23 protein-coding genes are annotated in these 22,522 nt (G+C 55.3%); 11 read left to right on the forward strand and 12 right to left on the reverse strand.

Annotated features, from left to right (window positions below; all coding sequences use genetic code 11):
• Positions 1-96: 96 nt before the first annotated feature.
• On the forward strand, positions 97-639 hold the full coding sequence (locus N6V40_RS04255; RefSeq protein ID WP_262199133.1) for an RNA polymerase sigma factor: 543 nt from the start codon (positions 97-99) through the stop codon (positions 637-639).
• On the forward strand, positions 636-1,205 hold the full coding sequence (locus N6V40_RS04260; RefSeq protein ID WP_262199135.1) for a hypothetical protein: 570 nt from the start codon (positions 636-638) through the stop codon (positions 1,203-1,205). The genes N6V40_RS04255 and N6V40_RS04260 overlap by 4 nt, the downstream gene beginning before the upstream one ends.
• A 38-nt stretch (positions 1,206-1,243) precedes the next feature.
• Here N6V40_RS04260 and N6V40_RS04265 read toward each other — a convergent pair whose 3' ends face one another.
• The gene (locus N6V40_RS04265) at positions 1,244-1,810 is read right to left on the reverse strand and encodes a recombinase family protein (protein ID WP_262199137.1); all 567 of its coding nucleotides are present in this window, start codon (positions 1,808-1,810) and stop codon (positions 1,244-1,246) included.
• Between the two features lie 291 nt (positions 1,811-2,101).
• Here N6V40_RS04265 and N6V40_RS04270 point away from each other — a divergent pair, with 291 nt between their 5' ends.
• The 4 genes from N6V40_RS04270 (at position 2,102) to N6V40_RS04285 (ending at position 6,448) form a co-directional block, all read left to right on the forward strand.
• The gene (locus N6V40_RS04270) at positions 2,102-3,142 is read left to right on the forward strand and encodes a PDDEXK nuclease domain-containing protein (RefSeq protein WP_262199139.1); all 1,041 of its coding nucleotides are present in this window, start codon (positions 2,102-2,104) and stop codon (positions 3,140-3,142) included.
• Positions 3,143-3,354: 212 nt separating this feature from the next.
• Positions 3,355-3,786: an AlbA family DNA-binding domain-containing protein gene (locus tag N6V40_RS04275; RefSeq protein ID WP_262199141.1), complete on the forward strand. Its 432-nt coding sequence runs from the start codon at positions 3,355-3,357 to the stop codon at positions 3,784-3,786.
• Positions 3,738-4,955: a hypothetical protein gene (locus N6V40_RS04280; RefSeq protein WP_262199143.1), complete on the forward strand. Its 1,218-nt coding sequence runs from the start codon at positions 3,738-3,740 to the stop codon at positions 4,953-4,955. Before N6V40_RS04275 ends, N6V40_RS04280 begins: the two co-directional genes overlap by 49 nt.
• A gap of 635 nt (positions 4,956-5,590) precedes the next feature.
• Positions 5,591-6,448 (forward strand): hypothetical protein, encoded by an 858-nt coding sequence (locus N6V40_RS04285; protein WP_262199145.1) that lies wholly within the window; start codon positions 5,591-5,593, stop codon positions 6,446-6,448.
• A gap of 83 nt (positions 6,449-6,531) precedes the next feature.
• On the opposite strand, the gene N6V40_RS04290 is transcribed toward N6V40_RS04285, so the two are convergent.
• The 5 genes from N6V40_RS04290 to N6V40_RS04310 form a co-directional block, all read right to left on the reverse strand.
• Complete coding sequence (locus N6V40_RS04290) at positions 6,532-7,035, reverse strand: toll/interleukin-1 receptor domain-containing protein (RefSeq protein WP_262199146.1); 504 nt, start codon at positions 7,033-7,035, stop codon at positions 6,532-6,534.
• A gap of 460 nt (positions 7,036-7,495) precedes the next feature.
• Complete coding sequence (locus tag N6V40_RS04295) at positions 7,496-8,311, reverse strand: GGDEF domain-containing protein (protein ID WP_262199692.1); 816 nt, start codon at positions 8,309-8,311, stop codon at positions 7,496-7,498.
• A gap of 607 nt (positions 8,312-8,918) precedes the next feature.
• Positions 8,919-9,308 (reverse strand): hypothetical protein, encoded by a 390-nt coding sequence (locus tag N6V40_RS04300; RefSeq protein WP_262199147.1) that lies wholly within the window; start codon positions 9,306-9,308, stop codon positions 8,919-8,921.
• A gap of 111 nt (positions 9,309-9,419) precedes the next feature.
• Complete coding sequence (locus tag N6V40_RS04305; protein ID WP_262199148.1) at positions 9,420-10,928, reverse strand: bifunctional diguanylate cyclase/phosphodiesterase; 1,509 nt, start codon at positions 10,926-10,928, stop codon at positions 9,420-9,422.
• The gene (locus N6V40_RS04310; RefSeq protein ID WP_262199149.1) at positions 10,909-11,919 is read right to left on the reverse strand and encodes a hypothetical protein; all 1,011 of its coding nucleotides are present in this window, start codon (positions 11,917-11,919) and stop codon (positions 10,909-10,911) included. Before N6V40_RS04310 ends, N6V40_RS04305 begins: the two co-directional genes overlap by 20 nt.
• Before the next feature lie 133 nt (positions 11,920-12,052).
• Here N6V40_RS04310 and N6V40_RS04315 point away from each other — a divergent pair, with 133 nt between their 5' ends.
• Positions 12,053-12,217, forward strand: coding sequence for a hypothetical protein (locus N6V40_RS04315; RefSeq protein ID WP_162989161.1), 165 nt, complete (start codon positions 12,053-12,055; stop codon positions 12,215-12,217).
• A 329-nt stretch (positions 12,218-12,546) separates the two neighbouring features.
• Here the strand turns inward: N6V40_RS04315 and N6V40_RS04320 are convergent, their stop codons facing one another.
• Positions 12,547-14,415: a hypothetical protein gene (locus tag N6V40_RS04320; protein WP_262199150.1), complete on the reverse strand. Its 1,869-nt coding sequence runs from the start codon at positions 14,413-14,415 to the stop codon at positions 12,547-12,549.
• Positions 14,416-14,895: 480 nt separating this feature from the next.
• On the opposite strand from N6V40_RS04320, the gene N6V40_RS04325 reads away from it, so the two are divergent.
• From N6V40_RS04325 to N6V40_RS04335, 3 genes are all read left to right on the forward strand, one after another.
• On the forward strand, positions 14,896-15,204 hold the full coding sequence (locus N6V40_RS04325; protein ID WP_262199151.1) for a type II toxin-antitoxin system Phd/YefM family antitoxin: 309 nt from the start codon (positions 14,896-14,898) through the stop codon (positions 15,202-15,204).
• Positions 15,201-15,767 (forward strand): type II toxin-antitoxin system RelE family toxin, encoded by a 567-nt coding sequence (locus N6V40_RS04330; RefSeq protein WP_262199152.1) that lies wholly within the window; start codon positions 15,201-15,203, stop codon positions 15,765-15,767. Before N6V40_RS04325 ends, N6V40_RS04330 begins: the two co-directional genes overlap by 4 nt.
• A 212-nt stretch (positions 15,768-15,979) precedes the next feature.
• Entirely contained in the window at positions 15,980-16,174 is a 195-nt protein-coding gene (locus N6V40_RS04335) for a hypothetical protein (RefSeq protein WP_262199153.1), read from the forward strand.
• A 35-nt stretch (positions 16,175-16,209) separates the two neighbouring features.
• Here the strand turns inward: N6V40_RS04335 and N6V40_RS04340 are convergent, their stop codons facing one another.
• The 5 genes from N6V40_RS04340 to N6V40_RS04360 form a co-directional block, all read right to left on the reverse strand.
• A complete protein-coding gene (locus N6V40_RS04340; RefSeq protein ID WP_262199154.1) occupies positions 16,210-16,608 on the reverse strand; it encodes a hypothetical protein in 399 nt (132 codons plus the stop codon).
• Positions 16,605-18,167, reverse strand: a complete 1,563-nt coding sequence (locus tag N6V40_RS04345) for a glycosyltransferase (protein WP_262199155.1) — start codon at positions 18,165-18,167, stop codon at positions 16,605-16,607. Before N6V40_RS04345 ends, N6V40_RS04340 begins: the two co-directional genes overlap by 4 nt.
• Entirely contained in the window at positions 18,167-18,946 is a 780-nt protein-coding gene (locus N6V40_RS04350) for a hypothetical protein (RefSeq protein WP_262199156.1), read from the reverse strand. Before N6V40_RS04350 ends, N6V40_RS04345 begins: the two co-directional genes overlap by 1 nt.
• Positions 18,943-19,560 (reverse strand): glycosyltransferase family protein, encoded by a 618-nt coding sequence (locus tag N6V40_RS04355; protein ID WP_262199157.1) that lies wholly within the window; start codon positions 19,558-19,560, stop codon positions 18,943-18,945. Before N6V40_RS04355 ends, N6V40_RS04350 begins: the two co-directional genes overlap by 4 nt.
• A gap of 282 nt (positions 19,561-19,842) precedes the next feature.
• Positions 19,843-21,648 (reverse strand): cellulose biosynthesis cyclic di-GMP-binding regulatory protein BcsB, encoded by a 1,806-nt coding sequence (locus N6V40_RS04360; protein ID WP_262199158.1) that lies wholly within the window; start codon positions 21,646-21,648, stop codon positions 19,843-19,845.
• A gap of 500 nt (positions 21,649-22,148) precedes the next feature.
• Here N6V40_RS04360 and N6V40_RS04365 point away from each other — a divergent pair, with 500 nt between their 5' ends.
• The gene (locus N6V40_RS04365; RefSeq protein WP_262199159.1) at positions 22,149-22,469 is read left to right on the forward strand and encodes a hypothetical protein; all 321 of its coding nucleotides are present in this window, start codon (positions 22,149-22,151) and stop codon (positions 22,467-22,469) included.
• Positions 22,470-22,522 lie beyond the last annotated feature (53 nt).

Raw genomic sequence — 22,522 nt, forward strand, 5'->3', positions numbered from 1 at the left:
ATATCGAGGGAAACTTTTCGCTTACACTCATACAGACGAGGTCCGTACCCATATCCTCACACACAAGATAAGTGATTTGCATCACATAGGGGTTGTGTGGACGATTTAGAGCGGCTGGCGATCGTGGGCCGATCCCGTGAGGGCGCTCCAGAAGCTTTCGGGGTGCTTGTTGCCGAATTAACACCGGGGCTTGGGAGATATTGTCGTTCCTTCTTTGAGAATTGGCAGGACGCGGACGACGCTGTGCAGGAAGTTTGGATCAAAGCGTGGAAGAACCTGCATACGCTCAAGGCTAATGGTGCCTTCAAGACGTGGATCTTCCGAATGGCAAGGAATGTTTGCTTGGATCGAGTTCGTTCTGCTCAAAATCGGGTTCGCGTGGTTGATGCTGAAGAATTTTCTGGCCAGCCGGCGCCGGAGCATCTTTCACCCGAATACTTGGCCGTACAACGAAGCGAGGTTGATATTGCGTGGGGTATCGTCGCTAGGCTTCCTTCGACCTTGAAGCAGGCTTTTGTTCTGGTATGCCTTGAGGGAATGACCTATGGGCAAGCAGCCGCAATCGCCAACACGTCAGAATCCACTATTCGCGGACGGGTCGCCCGGGCGCGCAAGGCAATCATTGAGGCGGTGTCATGAAAAATCTTCCCTGCGGACGCACGATAGAGGACGTACTTCATAAGCTTGATGACGCACCAGACCTGCATGAGCTCGAATGCCGATGGTGCCATCAAGAACGACGCCGTCTCAAGGACCAAACCGCTACTGTCCTGGATCAGCTTAGAGGCGAAGATCGCTCCGCCGACGGCGCTGACATAACTAGCATTGTCCTGGCCAAGATCTCAAAACTGCGACCTATGCAGAGGACTTGGGAAGCTGCCTCACGCGACACGGGAGAAATTGTACGTGTCCCCGCGAGCGAGATCATCAGCAGCATTAGGCAGCAGTTCTCGCGATCCCAAACTGCCCAGTTGAACTACACCGAGGTTAAGGCCACGGACACGAAAATACCTCATGTTCAGTGGCTGGTTAGATGCACCGTCAGCATGCTCACCGAAGCTAACGTTCAGCAGATCGAACGGGAGGTCTTAGAGCATGTTCAGAGGGGCCTTGGTGCCCAGCTACTCATTGAACGTTTACGGTTGGAGATCGCGGTCGAGGATGTTCATGGAGAAATTCTCGGTTATTCGGAGATCGGAACCTGATTATTTCGATCCAAGAGTAGCCGCTGCATTAGAGATGCTTACTCCTTAGCGTTGCGCCTCAGCGCCCGATATACGGTGCTGCGGCTGACACCCAGAACTTCACCAATTTGCGCGACCGTCATGTCCTTCTGCTCATACAGCCTCTTCGCGGTGCGCAGCTTGTCGGGGGAGAGGGATGAGGGGCGGCCGCCGGTACGTCCACGGGCACGTGCCGCAGCTAAGCCGGCATTGGTGCGCTCACGGATGAGGTCTCGTTCGAACTCTGCCAGGGAAGCAAAGATGTTGAACACGAGCCGGCCACCTGAAGAACTGGTGTCGATATTCTCCTGCAGGGATTTGAACTCGATGCCTTGTTGCTGCAACGCGTCCATGTGGTTAATCAGGTGACGGATGGATCGGCCGAGTCGGTCCAGGCGCCAGACTACGAGAGTGTCTCCGGGACGGATCTGGTCCAGGAGCTTATCAAGCTCTGGGCGTGACTCGAGGGCGCCGGAGGCCGTGTCGGTAAAGATTCGGTAGCAGCCGGCGTTAGTCAATGCATCGAGCTGAAGTTGCGCGTCTTGGTCGCCGGTGGAGACCCTGGCGTACCCGAGAAGATGTCCCATGGCTCTAAATGTATCAATACTCGTGGCGTGATCACTGTTTCGACGCATAGTTTGTGACACTGGGTATTGCGACTAAACGCGCTTGAAAAACTATTGAGTTTTCAACTATCGAGGATCTTCACCTTAGCTGGCAGGATGGTGCGTCAAAAACGAACGTTATTGGCACCAAGCTAAATTCTTACTCCAGTGTTGTGCCATGCATTGTATTAAAAGCTGTAGGGGCTAAGCAATTATCCAGACGTTGTCTAGACAATTGCGACGAGGGGTACCGTCGCCGATTATGGTTAATGCATGTCGCAGATCGAACTTGAACTCCCTGACGGTTATTCCGATGCGGTAGCCACGTTGAAATCATTGATTCATGATGCTCAGCATCGGGCGCAGCGGATGGTCAATACGGCGATGGTGGAGTTGTACTGGAATATCGGACGAATAATTCTTGACCGTCAGGCTGATCAGCCGTGGGGAAGCAAAGTCTTTGACCGGATCGCTAAGGAGCTGCGCGCAGAGTTCCCTCATATGAAGGGCTTTTCTCGGACGAATCTCTACAACATGCGAGCGTTTGCCGCAGCTTGGAGTGATGACAACTCAATTGTCCAGACACCGTCTGGACAATTGAGTTGGAGTCATAATGTTGTGCTTCTGAATAAGCTTGATGAACAAGAGCTACGGCAGTGGTACGCGTGTCGTGCTGTTCAACATGGTTGGTCGCTGGCCGTTTTGGAACATCAGATTCGCACTCAATTGCATGCTAGGGAAGGTGCTGCACCCAACAATCTTGGATCTCGTCTGCCAATAGAGGGGACCGACTTGGCCCGCGAGGTTGCCAAGGACCCCTTAATCTTCGACTTCCTAGGTCTGACGGCAGAAGCGCAAGAGCATGCCATGGAAGAAGCGATGACTTTGCGATTGTCGCAGACCCTGGCAGAGTTTGGTGCTGGTTTCGCCTTCGTTGGCAGGCAGTACCATCTTGATATTGATGGCGATGATTTTTATATTGATCTACTGCTCTATCATGTGCCGTCAGACCGCTACGTTGTTGTTGAATTGAAAGCCGGCAAGTTCAAGCCCGAGCATCTGGGGCAGCTGAATTTCTATGTCGCTGCGGTCAATGACATGCTTCGGCTTCCACGTCAGGCCCGGACCGTGGGGATCTTGGTCTGCGGGTCCAAGAGTGACCGGACGGTGCGTTACGCGTTGGATGGTTCTACACAGCCATTGGCAGTGTCGTCTTATACGTACGAGGCTCTGCCGCAGGAAGAAAAAACCACATTGCCGTCCCCTGAAGCGATTTTGGCTGCTTTAGAGTCAGAGGATGGGGCAGCGAATTAGTGGTGCCAGTGAGACGTCTTACAACCTAAGAGTTTCGACACGCCGGTGTCTAGGATGCCAGGCATCTAAGGAAGACAGCCCTAGATGCCAGTTTCACGAGAGGACCGAGTTGAACGCTAGAAGCCGGAATGAAGTGAAGTGTTGGCACTTCTAATTAAATGACTGCAAGAGTCCTCGCCCATCCTACGGATTTTCTTTTATAGGATAAGCAGATGAGCGAAACTGCATCAGGGACTGCTGGCCCAGCCCAAGTTTTAGCGTTCGACGGTCAAGTCGGAGAAGAAAAGCTTGCAGAGCTCCTTGCTCTTGGAGCGGAACACTCATCTCTCGACTTCAAGAGGGAACTAAACCTCAACGAGCCGATTAAAAAACTCGATTTCATCAAGGATTGCGCAGCCATGATGAACCAACCCCAGGGCGGGTATTTGGTCATCGGGGCAAATGACGACGGAACCCCTGCAAAAGGGGCCTTTGCTCCATCGAAGGAGATGTTCGATTCAGCTTCGCTCACCGAAATTGTCGGAGGCTATGTCGACGCACCCATCGACATACGCGCTCAGGTACATACGCTACGCCTGGCAGGGAGCTTGCCCAAATGGCAGTCGTCTACATCGCCCCTCCGGCTGATGGGATACCCGCAGTGATGGCAAAAGACGGCATCGGTAAAGCCCCGAGCGGCACGAACGTAACACGGTTCAGCCGTGGGGTTGTATTCACCCGCGAAGGAACTTCCAATGCCGTAGTCACACACAGAACGTGGCGTAACGTTCTGTCCAACTTCAGGAGCCAACAACGGGCCGAATCTCGTCAAGATGTGGATACACTTATCCGGAAAACTTTACAAATGGTTGGCACCTCGGGCACCCCTCCACTGATAGTTCCCGATTTGAGCATGGACGCAGCGACATTCGCTGACGCCGTGAGTATGACACTGACTGATGGCAATGTGGGTGCCCTCAAAAAGTTCTTTATCGCGGCGAAGAACGCCTACCTCCATGAAGAAGGTGACGAGCAGAGGGAAATAGCGCTCAACAGGATTGCTGCAGTCGCGGCAGAAGCTGTGAGCATGGGCGACGTCGCAGCCGTCAAGCTCGCCATGGAAGTGCTATCCAACTTATACGAAAGTCGTCTGCTTAGGCCGGGAAGCACGTCAGGTAATCAAGGGGCAGCGGCTGAATGGTTAGAGATCATTCTCCGGGTTATGGCCGTAGGTGCCGCCGCTGTTCGGAACGGTCTGTACGGATCTCTCCCCACCATTGTTTTGAGACCCATAGGCGATAGTGTGTACTCCTACAGATCCTGGATCCGGCACGGGTTAACAGTGGCCTCCAGAGAGAATCTATTGGTTAGGTCCGAAGAAAATGAAAAGGGCGGAAATCTCATTGCAATGTCCGCCGCGCTTCTGCGCCATACTCCCGAGTTGAGACCTGACATGCAGGTTTCTGGCGACGAAGACTCGGGTGAAATATTTCTCGATTCTTTGTGCCAGTTCGACTTTCTGTGGTGCTGCCTGTCCTTAGCTTCGAACGAAGACGCATCATCTTCAGCTGCCTACTACCCGAGTTGTGCTGCCTACCACCAGCACAGGATCATGCCAGCGCTCTACGCCATTGAGAATAAGCCGGAGGTCAGAGCGGCAATCTTTGGGGACCTCTCAAATCAGAAGATTGCAGATTCAATTCTCGAAGTCATAGACGTGGCTAAAGGACAGTCATGGAATTACGGAGGGTGGTGGGGAGGCCGCCGCGAGATAGATCCAGCTGGCTGGACCATGAAAAATGGAACTACCGCGGATTCTGATAACGGTTTCTAGACACTGAGGTCGACTGATCAATCTGGCATGTCTAGTCGAAGGAACTCGAATATCCACGATGTGGACACCGTATCCATGGCTGGGAACTGTGCAGTTTGGAACTCGGAATGTGTCAGACCTTCGAAGACACCTTGGACGAGAGCGCAATAACCAGCGTTTTAGAGACTAGGGATACATCTCGAAGCCCCTGGGTTACACGGCGCCTTCTCCAGAGTCTCAGCTAGGCCCAACCGAGGACACTCCAGGCCCTACGACAAGCACCAATGCAGTACAAGAACTTATTTGAGAAAAGATGCCCATCTCGGGCGTAAATACTCCGATATCGTTAGTGCCAACGTATCTAACTATGGCTTGATTCCACGAACGAAAGAAGGCATCAACTGATGGCGCGTGTAAGTTTCAAAATAGCTCCTGGTGTACGAATTAGCGCCTCCAGTCGGGGAGTACGAACAAGCCTCGGCAACTCCAAGGCGCGGGTATCATTCGGGGGTGGGCGAACTTACACGTCGGCGAAAGTGGCCGGAATCCGTGTTAGCAAGACAGCATCGCAGTCCCCAAAGTCCTCCGGTTCGACCGGCCGCCTGACACTGGCTCAACTCGAAAGAGCAGAGAGAGCTGCTGCCCAGACCTCAGCAGTGGAAGACTTAAAGGAAATCGAAGAAGCACTGGTGTCGCATCACCAGGAAGAGTTCCCTCCTGCACGCAGGCAAGAAATCGAAGCGCCCCAACCAATAGACCGGAGTGAGCTACAACGTGAGTTGGAAAAATCTCAACTTGCAGATATCAGTTGGTTTCGTTTTTCCGCAAGAAAAGCTGCCAAGCTAAAAGCTACCGAACAAGCTCGAATTGAAGCAGATCGAATCGATACAGAGAATCAGAATCTCTACCGTCAAGTTAGCCTAGAAGCAGAGCAGGATTGGCGCGATTTACTGAACCATCAACAAGAGGCCGTCATGTCTGCCCTGGAAACTGCGTTCGCTGACAATCTGTCAGAGGCCACATGCGTAGATGTTGGGGTTGAAAACGGTGTCAACTACGCCACCGTCGTTATCGTATTCGGATCCGAGAATCAGATACCTGAACGAGCGCCTTCGGTTACTCCGCAGGGGAGGCCCACCACAAAGAAGCGTACGAAGACTGACCGCAATATGTTGTACGTTTCCGCGCTTGGGTCAACAATCTTGGCCACGATCAAAGAAGGCTTCGCGGCAGCTCCATCCGTTATGGAGTTCAGAGTATTTGTCCTGCGCAAAGACCTGAACGCACTGACTCCTGAAGAATTTGTGACGCCGATCTATAGGGCGGAATTCCCTCGAAAAATGAATGATTCGTTGGATTGGAAATTCGTTGACCCAGCCGAAGCCCTTCTAGCTGCGCCTGATGCGCGTTTCCACCGTAAAGGTGCAGTTGGAAATGTAATGCCTATTGATGTTAAGGATGAACCGGAACTGCTGAATCTGGTCCAGATCTTCAGATCTATCGTGCGTGGCTAGTTGAAGATGCCAGGCGGAAACAACGATAACCGGCGGGGCACGCAGCTGCTGCTTGGGCGCCCCACCGGTCTGTTTTACTGCTGCTAGAAATCGGATTCCGTATCAATGGTCTCAGCGATCTTGATCGCGACCTCTTCCAGCGAAGATGACTGTGTGCTCAGACCCGAGCGAGCAGCCAAGAGAGGGCTGACATCCCGAAGCTCGTCGAACGTAGTTTGATGTGTTACAGGAATGACTCGGTCAGTCGCTAGAAGTGCTGAAAGCTCTTTGTCAGCGATACCTTCCATATCGAGACTCTTAAACATTGACGGCGTCACAAGCACAATTCCGATTCTGGATGTTCTGAGTCCTTTATCAATCTCTCGGATAAGTGATTTTCCTAGGACCACGTCTTTCTCGCTGAACCAGACACTTACGTTCTGCTTCTCCAGCTCATCATGCAGTTCCCTCGCCGCGCCCTGCCTGTCATCCCAAGCATGACATAGGAAAATATCACGGCGGTCAGGATACCTTTCGGAAATCCGCACGGCTTGCTTGTGCACCGGGGAGAGGGTTCGCACTTCGGCAGGGGTAAAAGAAACACTCATACCCTTCGAGGTACGGCGCTTACTACTGCGCCCGCCACGCGAAGACGAGGAAGACGCCGAAGACCGAGACTGTGTTGCTTGGTATGGGGAAGCGGTATAAGAACGTCGATATGAACGGCTTGAACATGCCGGGCAGCGTGCTGCTGCGCTAGCCGAGCGGTGACCCTGAACGGGAGCTGTACATTGCATAAGTCAAATCCTAACAGTGATTCAAGACACATTTGCACCCTGTTCGCTTGCAATGCTATTTGTACAAATTAAGAATAGCCTTAACTTTACATAACGGAGGTTATCGGCGAACGAATTCCGTCCAAAAAAGCGGTCGCAGAGGTAGATAAGATCAGCAAAATAGCATGTCAGTAATGATATTAGTGAACACAGTTTTCGATTTAGAGATCTTCCTGGCAAGAGCGCATTTAGATGGATATAGTTCTCTAAAGGCCGTTGCAAGGACAGTCTGTTAGCTGTTTTTCCTGGCACGAACGCGACTCTGATATTTCTGCTGATACATTAAAGCATCAGCCGCGGCAATGCACTGATCAATGTTGGTACTACCTGGCTGAGCTGAATAGAATCCTATGGCTGCAGGAATCCCTGCCTCTTCCAAGGACTCTTTGAATACTGAGAAATAAGCCTCTGTCTGGGATGGAGCTACTCCGTTGGCCAAAATCATGAACTCATCACCCCCATATCGAGCGACGCGGCAGGACTCAGTGCTTTTACCTCTCAGGATCTCACCAGCGCGCTGCAACAATAAATCTCCAGCTGCATGACCTTGGCTGTCATTGACCTGCTTAAGCCCATTGAGGTCTATCACAGCAACCGAGACGGAATCGCCAAAAGCGTCGAGACGTTCTTGCGCATCGCCGACGATCTTATCCCACCCTCGTCGGTTCAACAGACCAGTCAAAGCATCTGTTTGCGCCAAGGCATCGGATAGCTCACAATTTCTCCGTTCTCTATCAGCTACTCTTGCTAACTTCAATTGGGCAGATAGAAGTGAACTGATAAGGGCAACGAGTTCTTCATCAATTTTCTCTCCCTCAGTGAGCGGATCGGTGCGCACCCCGCACAGGACACCAAACATCTCACCCCGGTCATCATTGATGGTGTACCCGGCATAGGCCCCCACCTCAGCTGATAATCGCATACACGAATAGTCAGGATCTTCCTGCGTATTTTCCACAATATGAGCAGCACCATTGGCCATTCGACTGCATAAAGATTCCTCCCACTCAACACGTTGACCAGTTTTGAGCAACTGATCCGGCTGCACGTGCAAGTGGACCTGCTCTCCATCGATTACGCGAGAAACAGACCAATCTGTCAGCGGAGTATGCTTTTAAGGTAAGAAATAGCCTGTTCGGCCGAATCGGTGAATATCTGAGCACCGTTAAATACCTGCGCATCTTTCGCCATGCGTGTCATCTTAGGCTTTAACCTCCATACGGCTCAGGCGATAATGCCCTCAGAGCCCCATTCGAAATTAATCAAACATAAATCCTCAACGAGAACAGCGATCTGGTGTGGAACTATTTCCTGCTGAACAGCATAACAACCATCAGTTGCTGAATTGATATCTAAGCTCAGGATAAAATTCGTCTCGATACTCGCGTCGTAGCATTTGAGAAAAATTGAAAAATAAATTATCCGGCATCACGAATATCGGATATTGATTGACTTCGTCAGTAAGCAGGAATGGCGGAGACGTCGATTCTGCATGGTACGCGGACTCCGCCGTCGGCTATGTACAGCTATGTCCATCATTTGAGGGTCTGAGCGGTGTTCGCTTTGTGCTTAGGTCCGCGCTTGCTCATCCTCGCAGCAATTTGTCCGACCTGGGAACTAACAACGAGCTGGTCGCAGTTGAAGATCCGATTAGATTAATCCTTTAGAAATGCGATGGCATCATCAAATCTAGTGACGTACTTCGCGATTTTAGTGGTGGAGAGATCAGCCATCAGAAAGCCAGAAAGCACTTGGTCGACATGGCTGTTCCCGAAGAGCGCCAATCGAGTCGATTCTGGTGCCTTACTTAGGTGCGCAGCCACATCAGGGCACACGTCTACCAATCCACTTAGATGCACGATTACGCGGATGCGGTCATTTTCATTTTGCCTACAATATTGACTACCGATTTCATCGAGCAAGAAGCGATTGAGTGTGGTACCTTGAGCGAACTTAATTTCACAAAACGCTGAGTCCCCGTGAGACATTGTCCAATGAGGGTCTACTGTCGGCGCTGACGGTGAATCTGGCGGGTTGATGGTCATTGGTCCCCAAATCCTGATCGCTGAAATCACCGAGGGAGCTTGCGCTCGAACCTGAGGCGAATGTCACTTTGTATTTTCTGGACACAGCCTACCCTATGATTAGGGAAATTATCAGGACCTGTTCAAGGGTGGGATGTAAAGGTCTGGTTTTCCATATAGATAGCCTTGGAAATAAGTGGCTCCAATATCACGCAGTGCAGCTTCCTGCCCCTGGGTTTCCACGCCTTCCACAATGCAATCTAGTTCGCAAGCTCGTCCCAAATCCAGCACAGAACGCAATATCGACTGTTGCATCGCACTGGTATCTATTTCGGTTATTAGAGAACGGTCAATCTTCACTCCCGTGATCGGAAGCTTGTCAAGATAACCGAAGGCGGAGTATCCGGCCCCGAAATCGTCAATGTAGATTCTAACGCCCATGCTCTTGAGCCCTCTGAGTGAATATAATTCAAGGTTTCCACCTGAAATGTATTCGTTCTCGGTAAGCTCAATGGCTAGTGAAGAGGCGGGTATCTGATAGTCGCGCAACTGACTTTTCACGAAGTCTGGAAATGCCAGATTACTCAGTTCTGAAGGGGTGACATTTATATGCATGCGGAATTCTTCAGTGACACTTCGGTTGGCTCGCCACTGAGCCAGATCGGCAAGAGCTCCAGAAAGGATCCGCGCAGTCAAGCTATGGTCCAACCCCGCGCTAGTTGCTAATGGCAGAAAATCACTTGGTGGCAGAATTCCTAAACTCGGGTGAGCCCATCGAGCTAATGCTTCTACGCCTACGTGCTCACCGGTGGCCGAACTAACGATGGGTTGGTAGATCGGATAGATCTCTTTTCGTTCTAGAGCTATGCGCAACTCGGAACTGAGCCTAGCTTTATGTTGTCGTTCATAGAGCATGTACTTTTCGAACCGTTGAACTTTAGTGACATTACCGCGTTTGGCGACGTACATCGCTGTATCGGTTTGTTCTATCCATTGTTCGGAGTGCTGGGATGGTGTGCTTGCACTGAAACCGATACTTCCACCAGGTGTGATGACCGATGAACCGATGTTCATTGGCTCATGCAGGGCGTTGAGGATACGCTGTCCCATTGATTCCGCTACGGCGATGTCAGTGTGTGCCAGGATAGCAAATTCGTCGCCACCTAAACGTGCCGCGACATCTCCTGGGCGAATATTCTCCTTCAAGCGCCGAGCGACTTCCTTGAGAACTAAGTCGCCGGCATTATGACCCTGGGTGTCATTGATGTGTTTAAAGGAATCGAGATCCAATAGAAAGAGGACCGCTGACGGCTCCCCGCGACCTAGGGCAACTAAGTGCGCATCAAGTTTACGCAGAATTGCAGCGCGATTATCTAGTCCGGTTAATGCATCGGTAAATGCGAGAACCTCAAGGTCGCGTCGTGCCTCTTCCAATAAGCCAGTTCGTTGCCGGACCCGCTGTTCTAAAGCCTCATAGGTTGCTTCCAGCCTTAACGACATAGCCTTGATACCGACGATAATTGCATCCACCTCGTCACGTAATGGACTGGGAGATAGTGAGACAGAAAAGTCGCCAGCGGAGATCTTGACTATTGAATCAACGATCTCTTGGATGCGTGGATCAGAATCCGCCAGTGACATTCTCTCTCGATTCATCATTCTTCTCTTGGACAATTTTTTCGATGAACTTCTGTTTTTCGTCAGCAAGCTCTGATTGATCCGTGAGGGCCAGTAATTCGGACCACCACTGGTACAACGGGATGAGGTGTTCAGGGGCCCCCGAATAGTCAGCACAAAATTCTTCGAGCATCTTCAATCCTCGAATAGGGTCTCCACCTAAAGCTATGAATCGGGACTTCGTCATGTACAATCCCACCTGGTCCAAGTCGCCGGGCTGCACCAGCCCGAAAGCAATCTCGGCTCGACTAAGGCAATCGCTGGTGGAGGGTTCGAACAGACCCGCTTGCAATCTGAGCTCTGTCGAAGCTCTATTGAAACGTGCCCAAAGCAGCATGTCTTTCGTCGGGCTGAGCAATGTCGCCGCACGATCATGATAACGCATGCCCAGAATGGGCTCTGAAACCAAGAACGCCAGATTTCCCAACGTCCAGTAAGCCTTACCCTGTTCATGTAGATCAGCGATCAGGTGAAGCGAGCTATCTAGTAAATTGTGCAGTTTCCACGCCTCATGTAGCTGGCCAGTTTCTACTAGGGCGGCCAGAAGGACTTGGAGAACCTGAACGCGCAATGGGAAACTATCGGGAAAATTCGCTGCTTGTGCACGCGCTGCTTCCGCTATGTCTAGCGCCGCATCTCCATCGCCTAAGCATCTTTTAGCCGTCGAAGATTTACACAAAGCCATGATATGCAGATCAGGGCGGTCCATGAGATTTGCGGTATGTAGCAACTCTTCAGCGATGGTATTCATCAGTTCGTAGTTGTCTGTCTCATGCGCGGCAGAACAGATAGCCTCCTGTACAAGCCATATTGTTGAAGGATCCGTGTTTGGCGACATCTGGCTAAGCATAGTCCTGCCGAGAGTAATCACCGCATCATGGTCTTTGAGTCGTACGTTACTCAGCAGCTTAGAGACCATCAATTGGAAAGAGGCTGCAGGGAGTATTGGGTTCATGTAAGTAGTATTCCATTGCCGACCCAAGCAGTTGTCGGGAGTCGGGGCATTCACTAAGATTAGGCACGACGCTCGCTATGTTCTCAAGGCGTCGTGCCGCATTGAAGCTTTTAACATTGAAGGACGCACACCCATGATGATTAAGTTTAAGAAGCTACTAGTTTTAGCGGTAGCAGCCGTGGCGTTGTTGGTTGGTGTTACCGTCAATTCTCCAACACAAAGTGATACTGATGCCGGTGGATTGTGGCCTTATAAAGCCTCCGTTACAAATCCAGCTGGTGGGCTCTGGCCATACTAAGAGTGATTTGATCCCCGGTAAGCGATGAACCTTGTCCAGTAACATCAGCAACCGGGAGGCAAATCTCCGCGTCGATGTGGCTACCGACTAAAGTCCGTAGGAAACTGCTCCCTGAAAGTTGAACTCTACAAGTCAACAACTTTCAGGGAGCATTTTCATGCGTGCACCAAGCACACTATCCGAGTATCAACTCTCAGGGAAAGCTCTTTGTGCGCACAAATTAAACTCTCAGCCGTGTTCTCGACGATCCCTACAATAGCAATGAAGCGACTGGACAGCTGACTTGACGCAATAGCTGCACCGCAGGTTCTTCTCGACGCAAAATGGTATTAGTTGGCAGTCACTACGCTGCTCTTCGTTGTGTAGCCCTTCTTTATTGCGCTCACCTTGACTGTCAGTTTCTTGCCTTTGTCAGCTTTAGTAACCCTGTAGCCGCTCTTGGTTGCACCTTTGATGTTCTTGCCGGAGCGTTGCCACTGGTACGTCACTTTCTCAGCAATGGGGCTATAGGCGCCGGATGACGCTTTTACGGTTTTCCCCACGATCTTTTTGCCTGAGAGAGTCGGTTTCTTACTCACCTTTAGCGTTCCCGGTGCCACTGTCTTGGTCGCTGTACTTTGAGTGACCACGGTGTTGTAATAACGGTGGGTGAACTGTGTTTTTACGCTGATCTTCTTCCCCAGGTCGGCGGGAACAAGAGTATAGGTGCTGCGGTTCTGCTGGAAAATTTCCTTTCCGTTGCGCAGCCAGATGTAAGTAAGTTTCGCATCCTGCTTGGATACCGTTCCCGGTTTGGCCGTCAGCTTCGACCCCACCCTAACGGATCCAGAGATGGTCGGTTTCCCGGATTTCAGATTGCCATGATCGATCTTTACGGATTTGGAGATCAGCTCGACCGGCTCCGCATGTGCGCCAACGAAAGTTACGACGGCGTGGACCCGCTTCAAGTTCAAAGAATCATCTGGGATGAAGGTGGGACCAGTCGCGCCCTTGATCGCAGTAGTGTCGTCTTTGAACCACTGATACGTCTTCTGGGCATGGGGGAACACGGTGGGATCCAACGCAACACTGAGTTTCTCCGTCACGAATCCGGTGCCGGTCAGCTTGGCAGCGGGGTGAGCGGACTCAGAGGCCGGGATCTGTAGGTCGTACTCGGTGGACAAGGTAGCGGTAGGGACGTAGACAATCTTCTTGTCCCAAGAAGTTTTCTCAACGCTGGTGTACTTTGCGGTGATCTTCTTCCCGGCATCAGCGGGGGTCAGCTTATAAGTGCGCCCGGTAGCCCCAGGGACCGCGACAGCATTGCGGAACCACTGGAAGTTCTTTTGCGCATAAGAGCCCCAAGGTATTTCCAATTCGTCACCGACGATAGCGAAAGGAGAGTCGGAATTGCCCTTTCGTGCTGTGCGGTAGTTGACTCTCAACGGGCTTGACTTCGCGGTATCAAATACGTCGGTGACCAAAACAACGTATATATCAGAAGAGATCAGGGAGGAACCCGTGGTTGCATCGGAAGTTGCGACCATGACGTTGCTGCCAGCCACCATGGGCAGCACGGATGTGGCAGTAAGTTTCGTGTAAACAGGCTGTGGATCAGCGGCCCCTGAAGGCCGATGCGGAACAAGGGCTCGGCCGTCCACACCAACAATTGGTGCGAAGGCTAGCGTTTTGCCCACCCAGCCCTTGGAAAGCGAATGCGTCTCATTGGCTTTGAACTCTTCAAGCAGAGGCATAGCTGCCACCCACGAGTAATCCGTGAGGCCCGCGTCTTGCACGGTCAGACTGGTTAGCTTTGTCATCTTGGTCAGAGCAGTCCGCGTGGCCTCAGTGACACCGGACGCTGGCAGGAAGGTGACCCACAGCTTCTTCAGGTTGGGCAACTGAGCCGCTGCCGCAACCGCCTCGTTGGTGGCACCGTAGATTTCCACAGAAATCAGCTGTTGCATGTCCTTCAGACGCTCCAGCCCAGCTATGGTCGATTCGTCCTGGTTCAGAATCCTCAGCTCGGTCACCGTGGTGGGAACCTCCAGATCAGCCAATGATTCAACCTGAGAGCATTCCATATGGAACGGGCGATCTTCTTCATCGCTCCATGACCAGCAACTGTGCGGTGGGGCTGCCTGAGCAGCCGGCGTGAGGCCGCCGACAACGAGAGCCAGGGCAGCGCTGATGGCTAGTGTTGTGCGGTGAAAGTTCATGCGCCCCTCGGGATGCTTAGATTTGAGAACTGGGTAAATCTTTGCACAGCTTTTCGGATCAGAGTATTCGCGGGCGAACATCGCCTCAGAATACGAGCACATTCGACGGTTAGACTAAAAATCCGCCGAGTATCAGCGATACCATGGCGCGCTTCAGCCGCCCAGGGTCGGGGATCGATGCGAGGCGTTACCTGAAAGTTCATTATGTGCGGTGAAAGCAAATAAAGTCTTTTCTACTTTACATAAGATAGGTTATCGGCTTTCGATTCACGGGAACAGAGGTAGCTGCGAGAACTCCCTTCCATTACCAAATCCTCGTATCTGAATGTCAGGTGGACTTTGTATGTTTCGCCGCTCTTAGGATCGGCGACTGCTCTAAACTCTTGCGGGCATAGCCTTCCTGCACCTCCGCGCACAACGAGCGATGCTGGAAAATCTTGTATAGGTGAAATTCTAGGTAGAAATCTATATAGTTTTCATATGACTACTCTGAGCATCACTGAAGCCTCGCGCTCCGGCCTTTCCGCGTTGGTGGCAGCCGCTGAAGAAGGCAACGATACGGCGTTGTCGCGTCACGGCAAGGTCGTAGCCGAAGTGGTGTCAGCCCGGGAAATCGCTCAGCTGCGGCAGGACCGGGAGACACTTCGCGATGCCGCATTGGTCATGGCACGCTTTGCGACGGATAGCGGCGTACGCACAACCCTCGATCAAGCCATGGAATTCTTTAACCTGGACCGTGCAGAGCTTGAAGCAGAAAATGCCGAAGAAGCTAAGACAGAGGATTCGTGAATCCATCCCAGGACCGGCTGTGCATTGTTCGGCTGACCGAAGACGCAGTATCCGACCTGCATCGCCTTCACAAGAAAGACCCCCAGATCGTCCGCGCGGTGTTCAAGAAAATGCTGCTGCTGGAAAAGTCACCGGAAGCCGGCGAACCCCTACTTGGCGCCCTGGTTGGTTTTCGCAAACTAGTTGTCGGAGACCGGGATTGGCGTATTGTTTGGCGCATCACCGAAGACGCCTCCGGGATACCCATCCTCGATATCTCTGAAATCTGGGCCGTAGGGGCCCGTTCAGATGGCGAAGTCTACGATGAGCTCACCTCACGCGTTGGACGCTTGGGCAACAACCCGAAGATTCGGCCTTTGAAGGACATTATCGTCCAGATGGGCCGGCTCTACGAATCGGTTGAGGCAGCAGCAGAGCCCGACCGCACATCCTCCCTGCCTGCCTGGATGATCAGTGCATTAAAAGACCAGCTGCATCTGTCTGAACAAGAAATCTCTGGTCTCACGGAGCAGCAAGGCCAGGAGCAGCTCATGGCGTACTGGTCCCGTACATCCGAAAACTAAATCTCCTGCCGCCACGGCGCTACCTACATCCGGCTGCGTCAATCCCCGGCAGTTGGTGTTGCTTCCCGATGTATAAGCCCAGTTATGGTGCCATCTTTCGGTGACATTCTCGATCATCGCTAGTGGGACCGAGGCAGATGATTTCAGACTAACCAGGGCAAATGATGATTAGTCCATTGATTTTTCAGCAGAGCTCGTGAAGAGTCGACCTCATGCGCACTTACATGATTGTCATCCCCAGCGTCATTGTCGCGTTTGCCGCCAATGTGGCGCTGGATATTCTTACCGATATCCCGATGCTTCTTCGGTGGGTCCTGTCTATCGCCGCTGGCTTGGTCGTGACCCATGTGCTCAGCACCATCGCAAACCGCAGGCAGCGGTCAATCAATAGCGATCAGACGAAGTAACCGCGCCATCAATGCATGCCATGGCAGAGCAGGGCTCAAGGTTCTCCGGGTGTCGAGGACCGCTGGGCCTTCTCCTTTGGCGGGGCAAAGCCTTCCTCCTCGTCGAGCCCATGCGGGGTTTTCTCCCAGACATGCGGAGTGCGTGCCATCTGGTACGCCGCACGCCAGGCGGCGATGGAGTGCAAGACCCAATAGGCGGGGTTGAGCACCGCGAAAACGGCCACCCTGGCCCCGTAGCGGCGCCAGGACACCAGCCCCGAAACCAGAATCATCATGGCATTTCCAAAGAGCATGGTCGCCCAGCCCAGACTCAGTAAACCCGTGGGAAGTTGCAGCCCGATAAACCGGACACCGACATAGGTGAAGATCGTGAACCCGAGAACCAGCGGGTATGACAAGAACGCCAGCGGAGTCCCGGCAATCAGGCCGATCATGCCCACTGCTCCCCGAACCCGGTACGCTGAACGAATCGCAGGGGACGACGCATATTGACGGCAGCCGTAATCATGTAACCCTTGATCCACCGGGTGCGCTGCTTGATCCATGCCGGGACCTTAGAGCAGGCTTCCTCCCAAGTCGTCGAATCGATGATCCCCACCCGAAATCCCCGCACACTGGCGCGCAGCCCCAGATCCGCGTCCTCGGTGACATTCCACGGATCCCAGCCGCCGAGCTCACGCAACTGCGCAGAGCGGAAATGATTCGATGTGCCACCCAGCGGCAGCGGGATGCCGGTGCCCTCCATGCCAGGCAGCATGGAGTCGAACCAGTGCGAGTATTCCACAGCAAACATCCTGGTGAGCACGTTGTGCTCGGCATTGAAGTAATTCAAGGCCGCCTGGACGCACACCAGGGGTCGGGCAGTGGGATCCACGTCGCGCCGAATTCTTTCATCCTCGCGGAAAGCAGCAATGGCCAGTCGCAGCTGGTCCGGTTCGGGGCGGTCCTCGGCATCGTAGATCACGCAGAACTCGCCCCTGGACAGCGCCAACCCGTAATTGCAGGCGCGGGGCTTGGTCTGCGGCACGCCTCGGGGTACCACCAGGATCCGCACGTTCATTGGCGGGGCTGCGGCTTTGGCGGCCGCGATCGTTTCCGCGTCATCCTCCTCCAGCAGCAGCAGGACTTCGAGCTTGGAGCGGGGGTAGTCCAACGCCCCGATATTATCCAGCAGCTTCGCGATGATATTGGCCTCGTGGAAGGCCGGGATCAAGATGGTGTAGACCGGCAATTCATCATCCGGGATGCGTCCACCGCTATCGACGGCGACCCCCAAATCCTTCCGCCACCGCTGTAGCATCCGCGCGCCCAGGCGTTCGCGGGCCCGTTGGATCGGGGCGTTGACGCTGGCCAGCGTCTTGAACAGGATGCTGGAGGCAAAACTGATATTCGCGATGAACAGCACAACGATCAGCGTAAGCCGCACATCAAGTAGCAATCCGGCGGCCAGCGCCGCGGCCAGCAGCACCGGCAGCACTTTCTGCCAGGTCGTCAGCGCCACGCGCGCCGACGCTGAGGGCTCCTCGGCGGAGAGCTTATCGGAGGCGTCATAGAGCATTTCACGGCGGAACGCGGACTGCAGCGCCTGCTGCATGTCCCAGTCGGTGGCCGCCACAACCCGCACAGGTGTGCCCACGCGCTCTTCGGCTTCGGCCACCATCAGCTCGGTCGGACGCTCGCAGGTGACGATGACCGTGCTATCGCCCTCGCAACGGTAGGGCAGCCACGCGGAGGACAGTGCCCAGGTGTGGTCGAGTTGCACAAGCAGATCCAGTTGCGGCGGATCTGCCACCAAGTCCACCAATTCGGTCTGCCATTGCGCGGCAAGCACCCGGTACATCGCGCGGCGGTCGACCGAGCCGTTGAGAAGCAGGTGGCGGCCCAGCAGGCCGCCTTCGCGGCGCTGGTCCGCCAAGGCGCGGTCGATCGCCGCTTGATCCACCAGACCATGCTCGATCAGCAGCTGCCCCAGGGGAATGGAGGAAGTATTCATCAGTCGTTCCTTTGCAACACGGCATGCGTGGGTGAGCTGTAGACGGTGTGGTACTGCGCCCGGACTGACGGCAGCCTGATCAACGCCTGGTCCACAAGATCCACCGGGCCCGAGTTGATGGCGGATCCTTCTTCTTCGACGTTGAGCAGTATCCAGCGTGCGTGCGCTGCCGGATTGGCCAGGGCCTGGTCGAACAAATCCCCCGAGGCCCTCAGGTAGATCTGCGAAATGTCAATCCCCAGCAGCGGAACGACCGAATTGCCGCGTGCGCTCTCATCGATAAGCACCGAGCCGCCATCGTAGTGCTCGGAGAGCCAGCGCGCGGCCGCGGTGGAGTAGCGGGTCGAGTCCCGGCTCATCTGCGCCTCGGCCAGCACGGGAGCACGAGCTATCGGCCCATTGGCCCACCAATTGACCTGCAGCACGGTCGCGACCAGCAGCATCCCGGCCAGAACCGCCCTTGCCGCGCGCGCCGGGAAGCGCGCGAATACCCGGTCCACGGCCAGCGCGGCGGCCACCAGATACAGCGGCATGGCAGTCACTGCAAAGCGGTTATTCCACCAGGTGCTCGGCAAGGAGTGGGCGTTGTTAATCGCGGTCTGGCCCATGTACATGCTTAGTACCGCGAAGACGTAGGCGCTGGCGGTAAGCCAGAATACCAATCCGGCCGTGGACAAGCGCCAGCGGTAGGCGGCCACGAACAATCCGGCGCCCGCCATGACCAGCAGCAGCGTCCCCGCGGTTCCCAGCACTGAAGCATGGAAGGTCACCAGGGTCAATCCGAGGTTTCCTTGGTGGGCAGCAGGCCACTGCCACTGATGGAGGACTGCTGCGCGCTGGCCGAATACTGGCCGAACATAAATTCCAGCGGATCGCCATAAATACCCCAGTTGTAGGCCAGCCACCAGAGCACCGACAGTGCCGGGATCCAGGCGAATCCGGCGCCCATGATCATGACTTGGCGCACCGAGCGGGTGCGCCTGATGGTCACCAGGATCACGAACATGGTCCCGGTCAGCGCCAGCATCCAGCCCTCATAGCGAGAGAGTATGGCCGCGGCCGTCGGCAGGCCAGCGAAGATGGCCAGCTCCCCTGCGCTCATGCGCCGCGTGCCCAGCGCCCATCGGGTGAGACCGGAGAGCGCCGCGACGAGAAACAGCAGGAGCACCGGTTCGGTGAGTGCGGTGGTGTATAGATACAGCACGCTGGGGTTCGTCACGAGCATCAGGACCATGCTCAGCCGCCCGGCACGCCCGATACCGAGCCTGGCCACAATGCGGTAGAGCCCGGCTGCGGTGCCGGCTAGCGAGAAGCTGCCCAGCAGCGCGGCGGCCCACCCCGAATGGAACAGCGGATCGAGCTGGACCAGCGGCACCAGCAGCAGGTGCGGCACCGGGAGCCATACGGTGCCCAGCTGGGCAAAACCGGAGCCATGGAATCAACGATGCGCCGGGCGATGGTCAGGTGGCTTTGCGCATCCGAATAGGCCAGCGCCCACCCGGTGCTGACGGTATATACGCTGACCGCAAGGGACACTGCCAGCGCGAAGCCTGCGATCAGCAGCGTGCCGGGAACCTTGCGGTCTTCCGGCGGCGCATCCAGCAGCTGCCAGGCGCGCCGCCAGCCTCGCAATGCGAGCCGAACTGGCGCCACCTGTGCGGCGGCCGAGGCGTAACTAGAGCTCATCGTGGGCAGTAGATGGGGCGGCGGCCTTCGCTTCGGCTTCTGCCTGCGCCCGCGCCTTGCGGTTGGTGCGCCGGTATACCAGAGCGCCAGCGGCACCGAGTGCTACCAGCACGGCCAGGCCGCCGACGGCCCACCACCCATAAATCCGGTAATCATCGGTGCGCGATGGCTGGGGCACGACGGAATTGCTCTCCAGCAGTACTGGTTCGGCATTTGGCTGGGCGATCAGCAGATTGCGCGAAAGCGCGGACCATCCGCCTTCGGAAGCGAGCACCTGGTGGGCCAGGTCGGCGTAGAGCGAGCCACCATCGGCCCGCGATAACTCGGCCGCGCCGGTGGCATCACCCGGTGCCCAGCCCCCGGCGGCCAGGATGGTGCGCGAGTTACTGGTAAATGCCTGCAGTGCCGCGTACGGCGCCTCGGTGCCGACCCCGGCGGAGAGCATCCCCTCGTCGATGGTGCGCATTTCCTCCAGGCGCAGTGGCGCACCCAGCTCATTGATGGTAGCCGCCGAGGCCCCGACGACAATAGCGCTGAGCGGGGAGGACGCCACCTTATCTTCCGGCAGCAGCGTGACCTGCAGCGGAATACCACTGGCCTGCTGCAGGGAGGCCAAGAGCCCCGTGGCCAGCAGGTAGGCATCGGATGGTTCCGCGGACTGGCCAAGTGCCAAGGCGATCTGGCCCGAAGCGGCCTGGGGCAGCATCTCGAAGCCTTGGGTCGCGCTGGTTCCGTAGGCCGGGGTGATCGAGCTGGCCGCGCCATCAAGGTGCACCTGGACCGGCAGTGATCCGGCGGTGCGGCATTCGGCTCCGACGGCCGCGGCATCGAGCTGGATCCGCAGGCCATTGCGCCCCTTCACGAGGCTTTCGGGCACGGCTATGTCGGTGTTGATGGAGGTGTCCTGCGCATCCAGCGCATAGGAACCCACCAGGCTGTCGTTCCAATACACATTCAATGCAGCCTCGGCACTGCTCGGAAGCGCGCTGTGCGTTCCCTCGAGGTGGATCAGCACACTTTGCATGCTGGCGCCGAAGACTGCTTCATCAACCCCGGTATACAGCGAGGACTGCCCGTAACCTTCCAACCGGGGATTCTCAAGCCCCAAATCCTTCAGGCTCAATTCCTCGGGTGGCGCCCACCGCACCGGCTCATCCGGTGTGACTTTGGCGGTGGTCTCGGTGCCGGTGGCAAGGCTGATGGCCTCCGTGCGTAGCACCGAGTCCAACCCCGCAAATTCTTGTGCATCCCCGGACACGGTCAGGGTCTTGCCCGCCCGGTCTAGCTTCAGCTTCAGCTTCCCGCCAGACGCGTCGAAGCGAACCGTCAGATCAGGGTTCTTGGCCTCCCAAGACACATCGGCGTCGCCGAATGCCGTGGCGATCGCCGGGACGGCGGTCATTGCAGCTGCTGCGGACTGGTCGGTGGCCTGGATGGCAACACGTTTCGGGGACATGGCAAAGAACTGAGCGATCGATTGCGGGGCGGCCGCCTCGCCCTCGACCTTGATGCGCAGGCCGGATAAGCTGACCTCTTCGGGTTGCGCGGCCAGGCAACGCCCGGCAGAGTCCTCCGGTACCCATCTTGCGCCCACACTCAGGCGACCGCCGTTTTCCGCGTCCGCCAGCAACGTGCGCGCTGGCTCATCCAGGTCGATAGCGAACTCTCCTGCCTGCTGCGCCGGGAAGGTCTTGAGAATCTTCTGGCCAACGCGCAGCTGGATTTCTCCGCTGCTGGCTGTTGTCTCGATCAGCCCCTGCACCGAACGCGGGCTTTGCCCTTCAGGAATAGCCACGGAACTCGAAGCCCACGCCCCGGTATCACTGGTGGACGCCGGGTTGGGAACGGTCAATGTTTCGTCAGCTGCAGCAGGTCCCAGCGGCTGCAAGACGAGGAAGGCGCTGGCTGCCAGGGCCAGAGCGTAATGGGAACGGGGCAAAGCTACTCCTGGGTTTTCTGCCCGGGCGTTTTGGCCCGGGCTGGCAGATGAGTCCTGTGCAGAGGGACGGTATCCAAACGCGCAGGCAATCGTTGCTTGTCATCATTTTGAGGCGCGACAAAAGTGTTCAGGGTCGAGCATCGGTAGTTCGTAGCTTCCTTGATCAAGGAAGCAGCAGTACCCTAGCTCCAGAACAGTGCTGTGGTCAGCGACTCGCGTTAGGTCTGCGGTCTCATCCTACCCTAGTCAGCAGCGCGTTCGCGTCCCTCCAGCGCGGGCCATTGGACGGATGCCGTCAGCTGTGGAGTGTAGTCGCCGACGAACTCACGCGGCGACGCCCCTCTGGGGTTGCGCGCTTGGGCAACAACCCGAAAATTCGGTCTTTGAAAGACGTCATCGTCCAAATGGGCCGACTCTACGATTCGGTTGAGGCAACAGCAGAGCCCGACCACACACCATCACTTCCTGAATGGATGATCAGTGCATTAAAAGATCAGCTACATCCCATCCTGGAAGTCTCCGACCTGGGCGCACTGCCCCGAGGCCGTGCCATTGTCACCGGCTCGGGCATCCCTGCAGGACTACTCGAACTCGTGCACTTCTCCCAGAAGCCATACGGCGAAGATGTGAAGCTCTCGCAGGACTACTACGAGAACGTGGAAAAGTTCCTCTCATAGGCGCCGCCTTCTCCCCAGCAACGCGTAGAAGTAATCACATACGCACAAAACCA

The organism is Glutamicibacter sp. M10 (assembly GCF_025452055.1).
GTDB lineage: Bacteria > Actinomycetota > Actinomycetes > Actinomycetales > Micrococcaceae > Glutamicibacter.

Coding starts and splice junctions, on each gene's coding strand:
- N6V40_RS04260 (WP_262199135.1), top strand. CDS start 636: ATGAAAAATCTTCCCTGCGGACGCACGATAGAGGACGTACTTCATAAG.
- N6V40_RS04265 (WP_262199137.1), bottom strand. CDS start 1,810: ATGGGACATCTTCTCGGGTACGCCAGGGTCTCCACCGGCGACCAAGAC.
- N6V40_RS04270 (WP_262199139.1), top strand. CDS start 2,102: ATGTCGCAGATCGAACTTGAACTCCCTGACGGTTATTCCGATGCGGTA.
- N6V40_RS04275 (WP_262199141.1), top strand. CDS start 3,355: ATGAGCGAAACTGCATCAGGGACTGCTGGCCCAGCCCAAGTTTTAGCG.
- N6V40_RS04280 (WP_262199143.1), top strand. CDS start 3,738: ATGGCAGTCGTCTACATCGCCCCTCCGGCTGATGGGATACCCGCAGTG.
- N6V40_RS04290 (WP_262199146.1), bottom strand. CDS start 7,035: ATGAGTGTTTCTTTTACCCCTGCCGAAGTGCGAACCCTCTCCCCGGTG.
- N6V40_RS04300 (WP_262199147.1), bottom strand. CDS start 9,308: ATGACCATCAACCCGCCAGATTCACCGTCAGCGCCGACAGTAGACCCT.
- N6V40_RS04305 (WP_262199148.1), bottom strand. CDS start 10,928: ATGTCACTGGCGGATTCTGATCCACGCATCCAAGAGATCGTTGATTCA.
- N6V40_RS04310 (WP_262199149.1), bottom strand. CDS start 11,919: ATGAACCCAATACTCCCTGCAGCCTCTTTCCAATTGATGGTCTCTAAG.
- N6V40_RS04315 (WP_162989161.1), top strand. CDS start 12,053: ATGATGATTAAGTTTAAGAAGCTACTAGTTTTAGCGGTAGCAGCCGTG.
- N6V40_RS04320 (WP_262199150.1), bottom strand. CDS start 14,415: ATGAACTTTCACCGCACAACACTAGCCATCAGCGCTGCCCTGGCTCTC.
- N6V40_RS04325 (WP_262199151.1), top strand. CDS start 14,896: ATGACTACTCTGAGCATCACTGAAGCCTCGCGCTCCGGCCTTTCCGCG.
- N6V40_RS04335 (WP_262199153.1), top strand. CDS start 15,980: ATGCGCACTTACATGATTGTCATCCCCAGCGTCATTGTCGCGTTTGCC.
- N6V40_RS04340 (WP_262199154.1), bottom strand. CDS start 16,608: ATGATCGGCCTGATTGCCGGGACTCCGCTGGCGTTCTTGTCATACCCG.
- N6V40_RS04345 (WP_262199155.1), bottom strand. CDS start 18,167: ATGAATACTTCCTCCATTCCCCTGGGGCAGCTGCTGATCGAGCATGGT.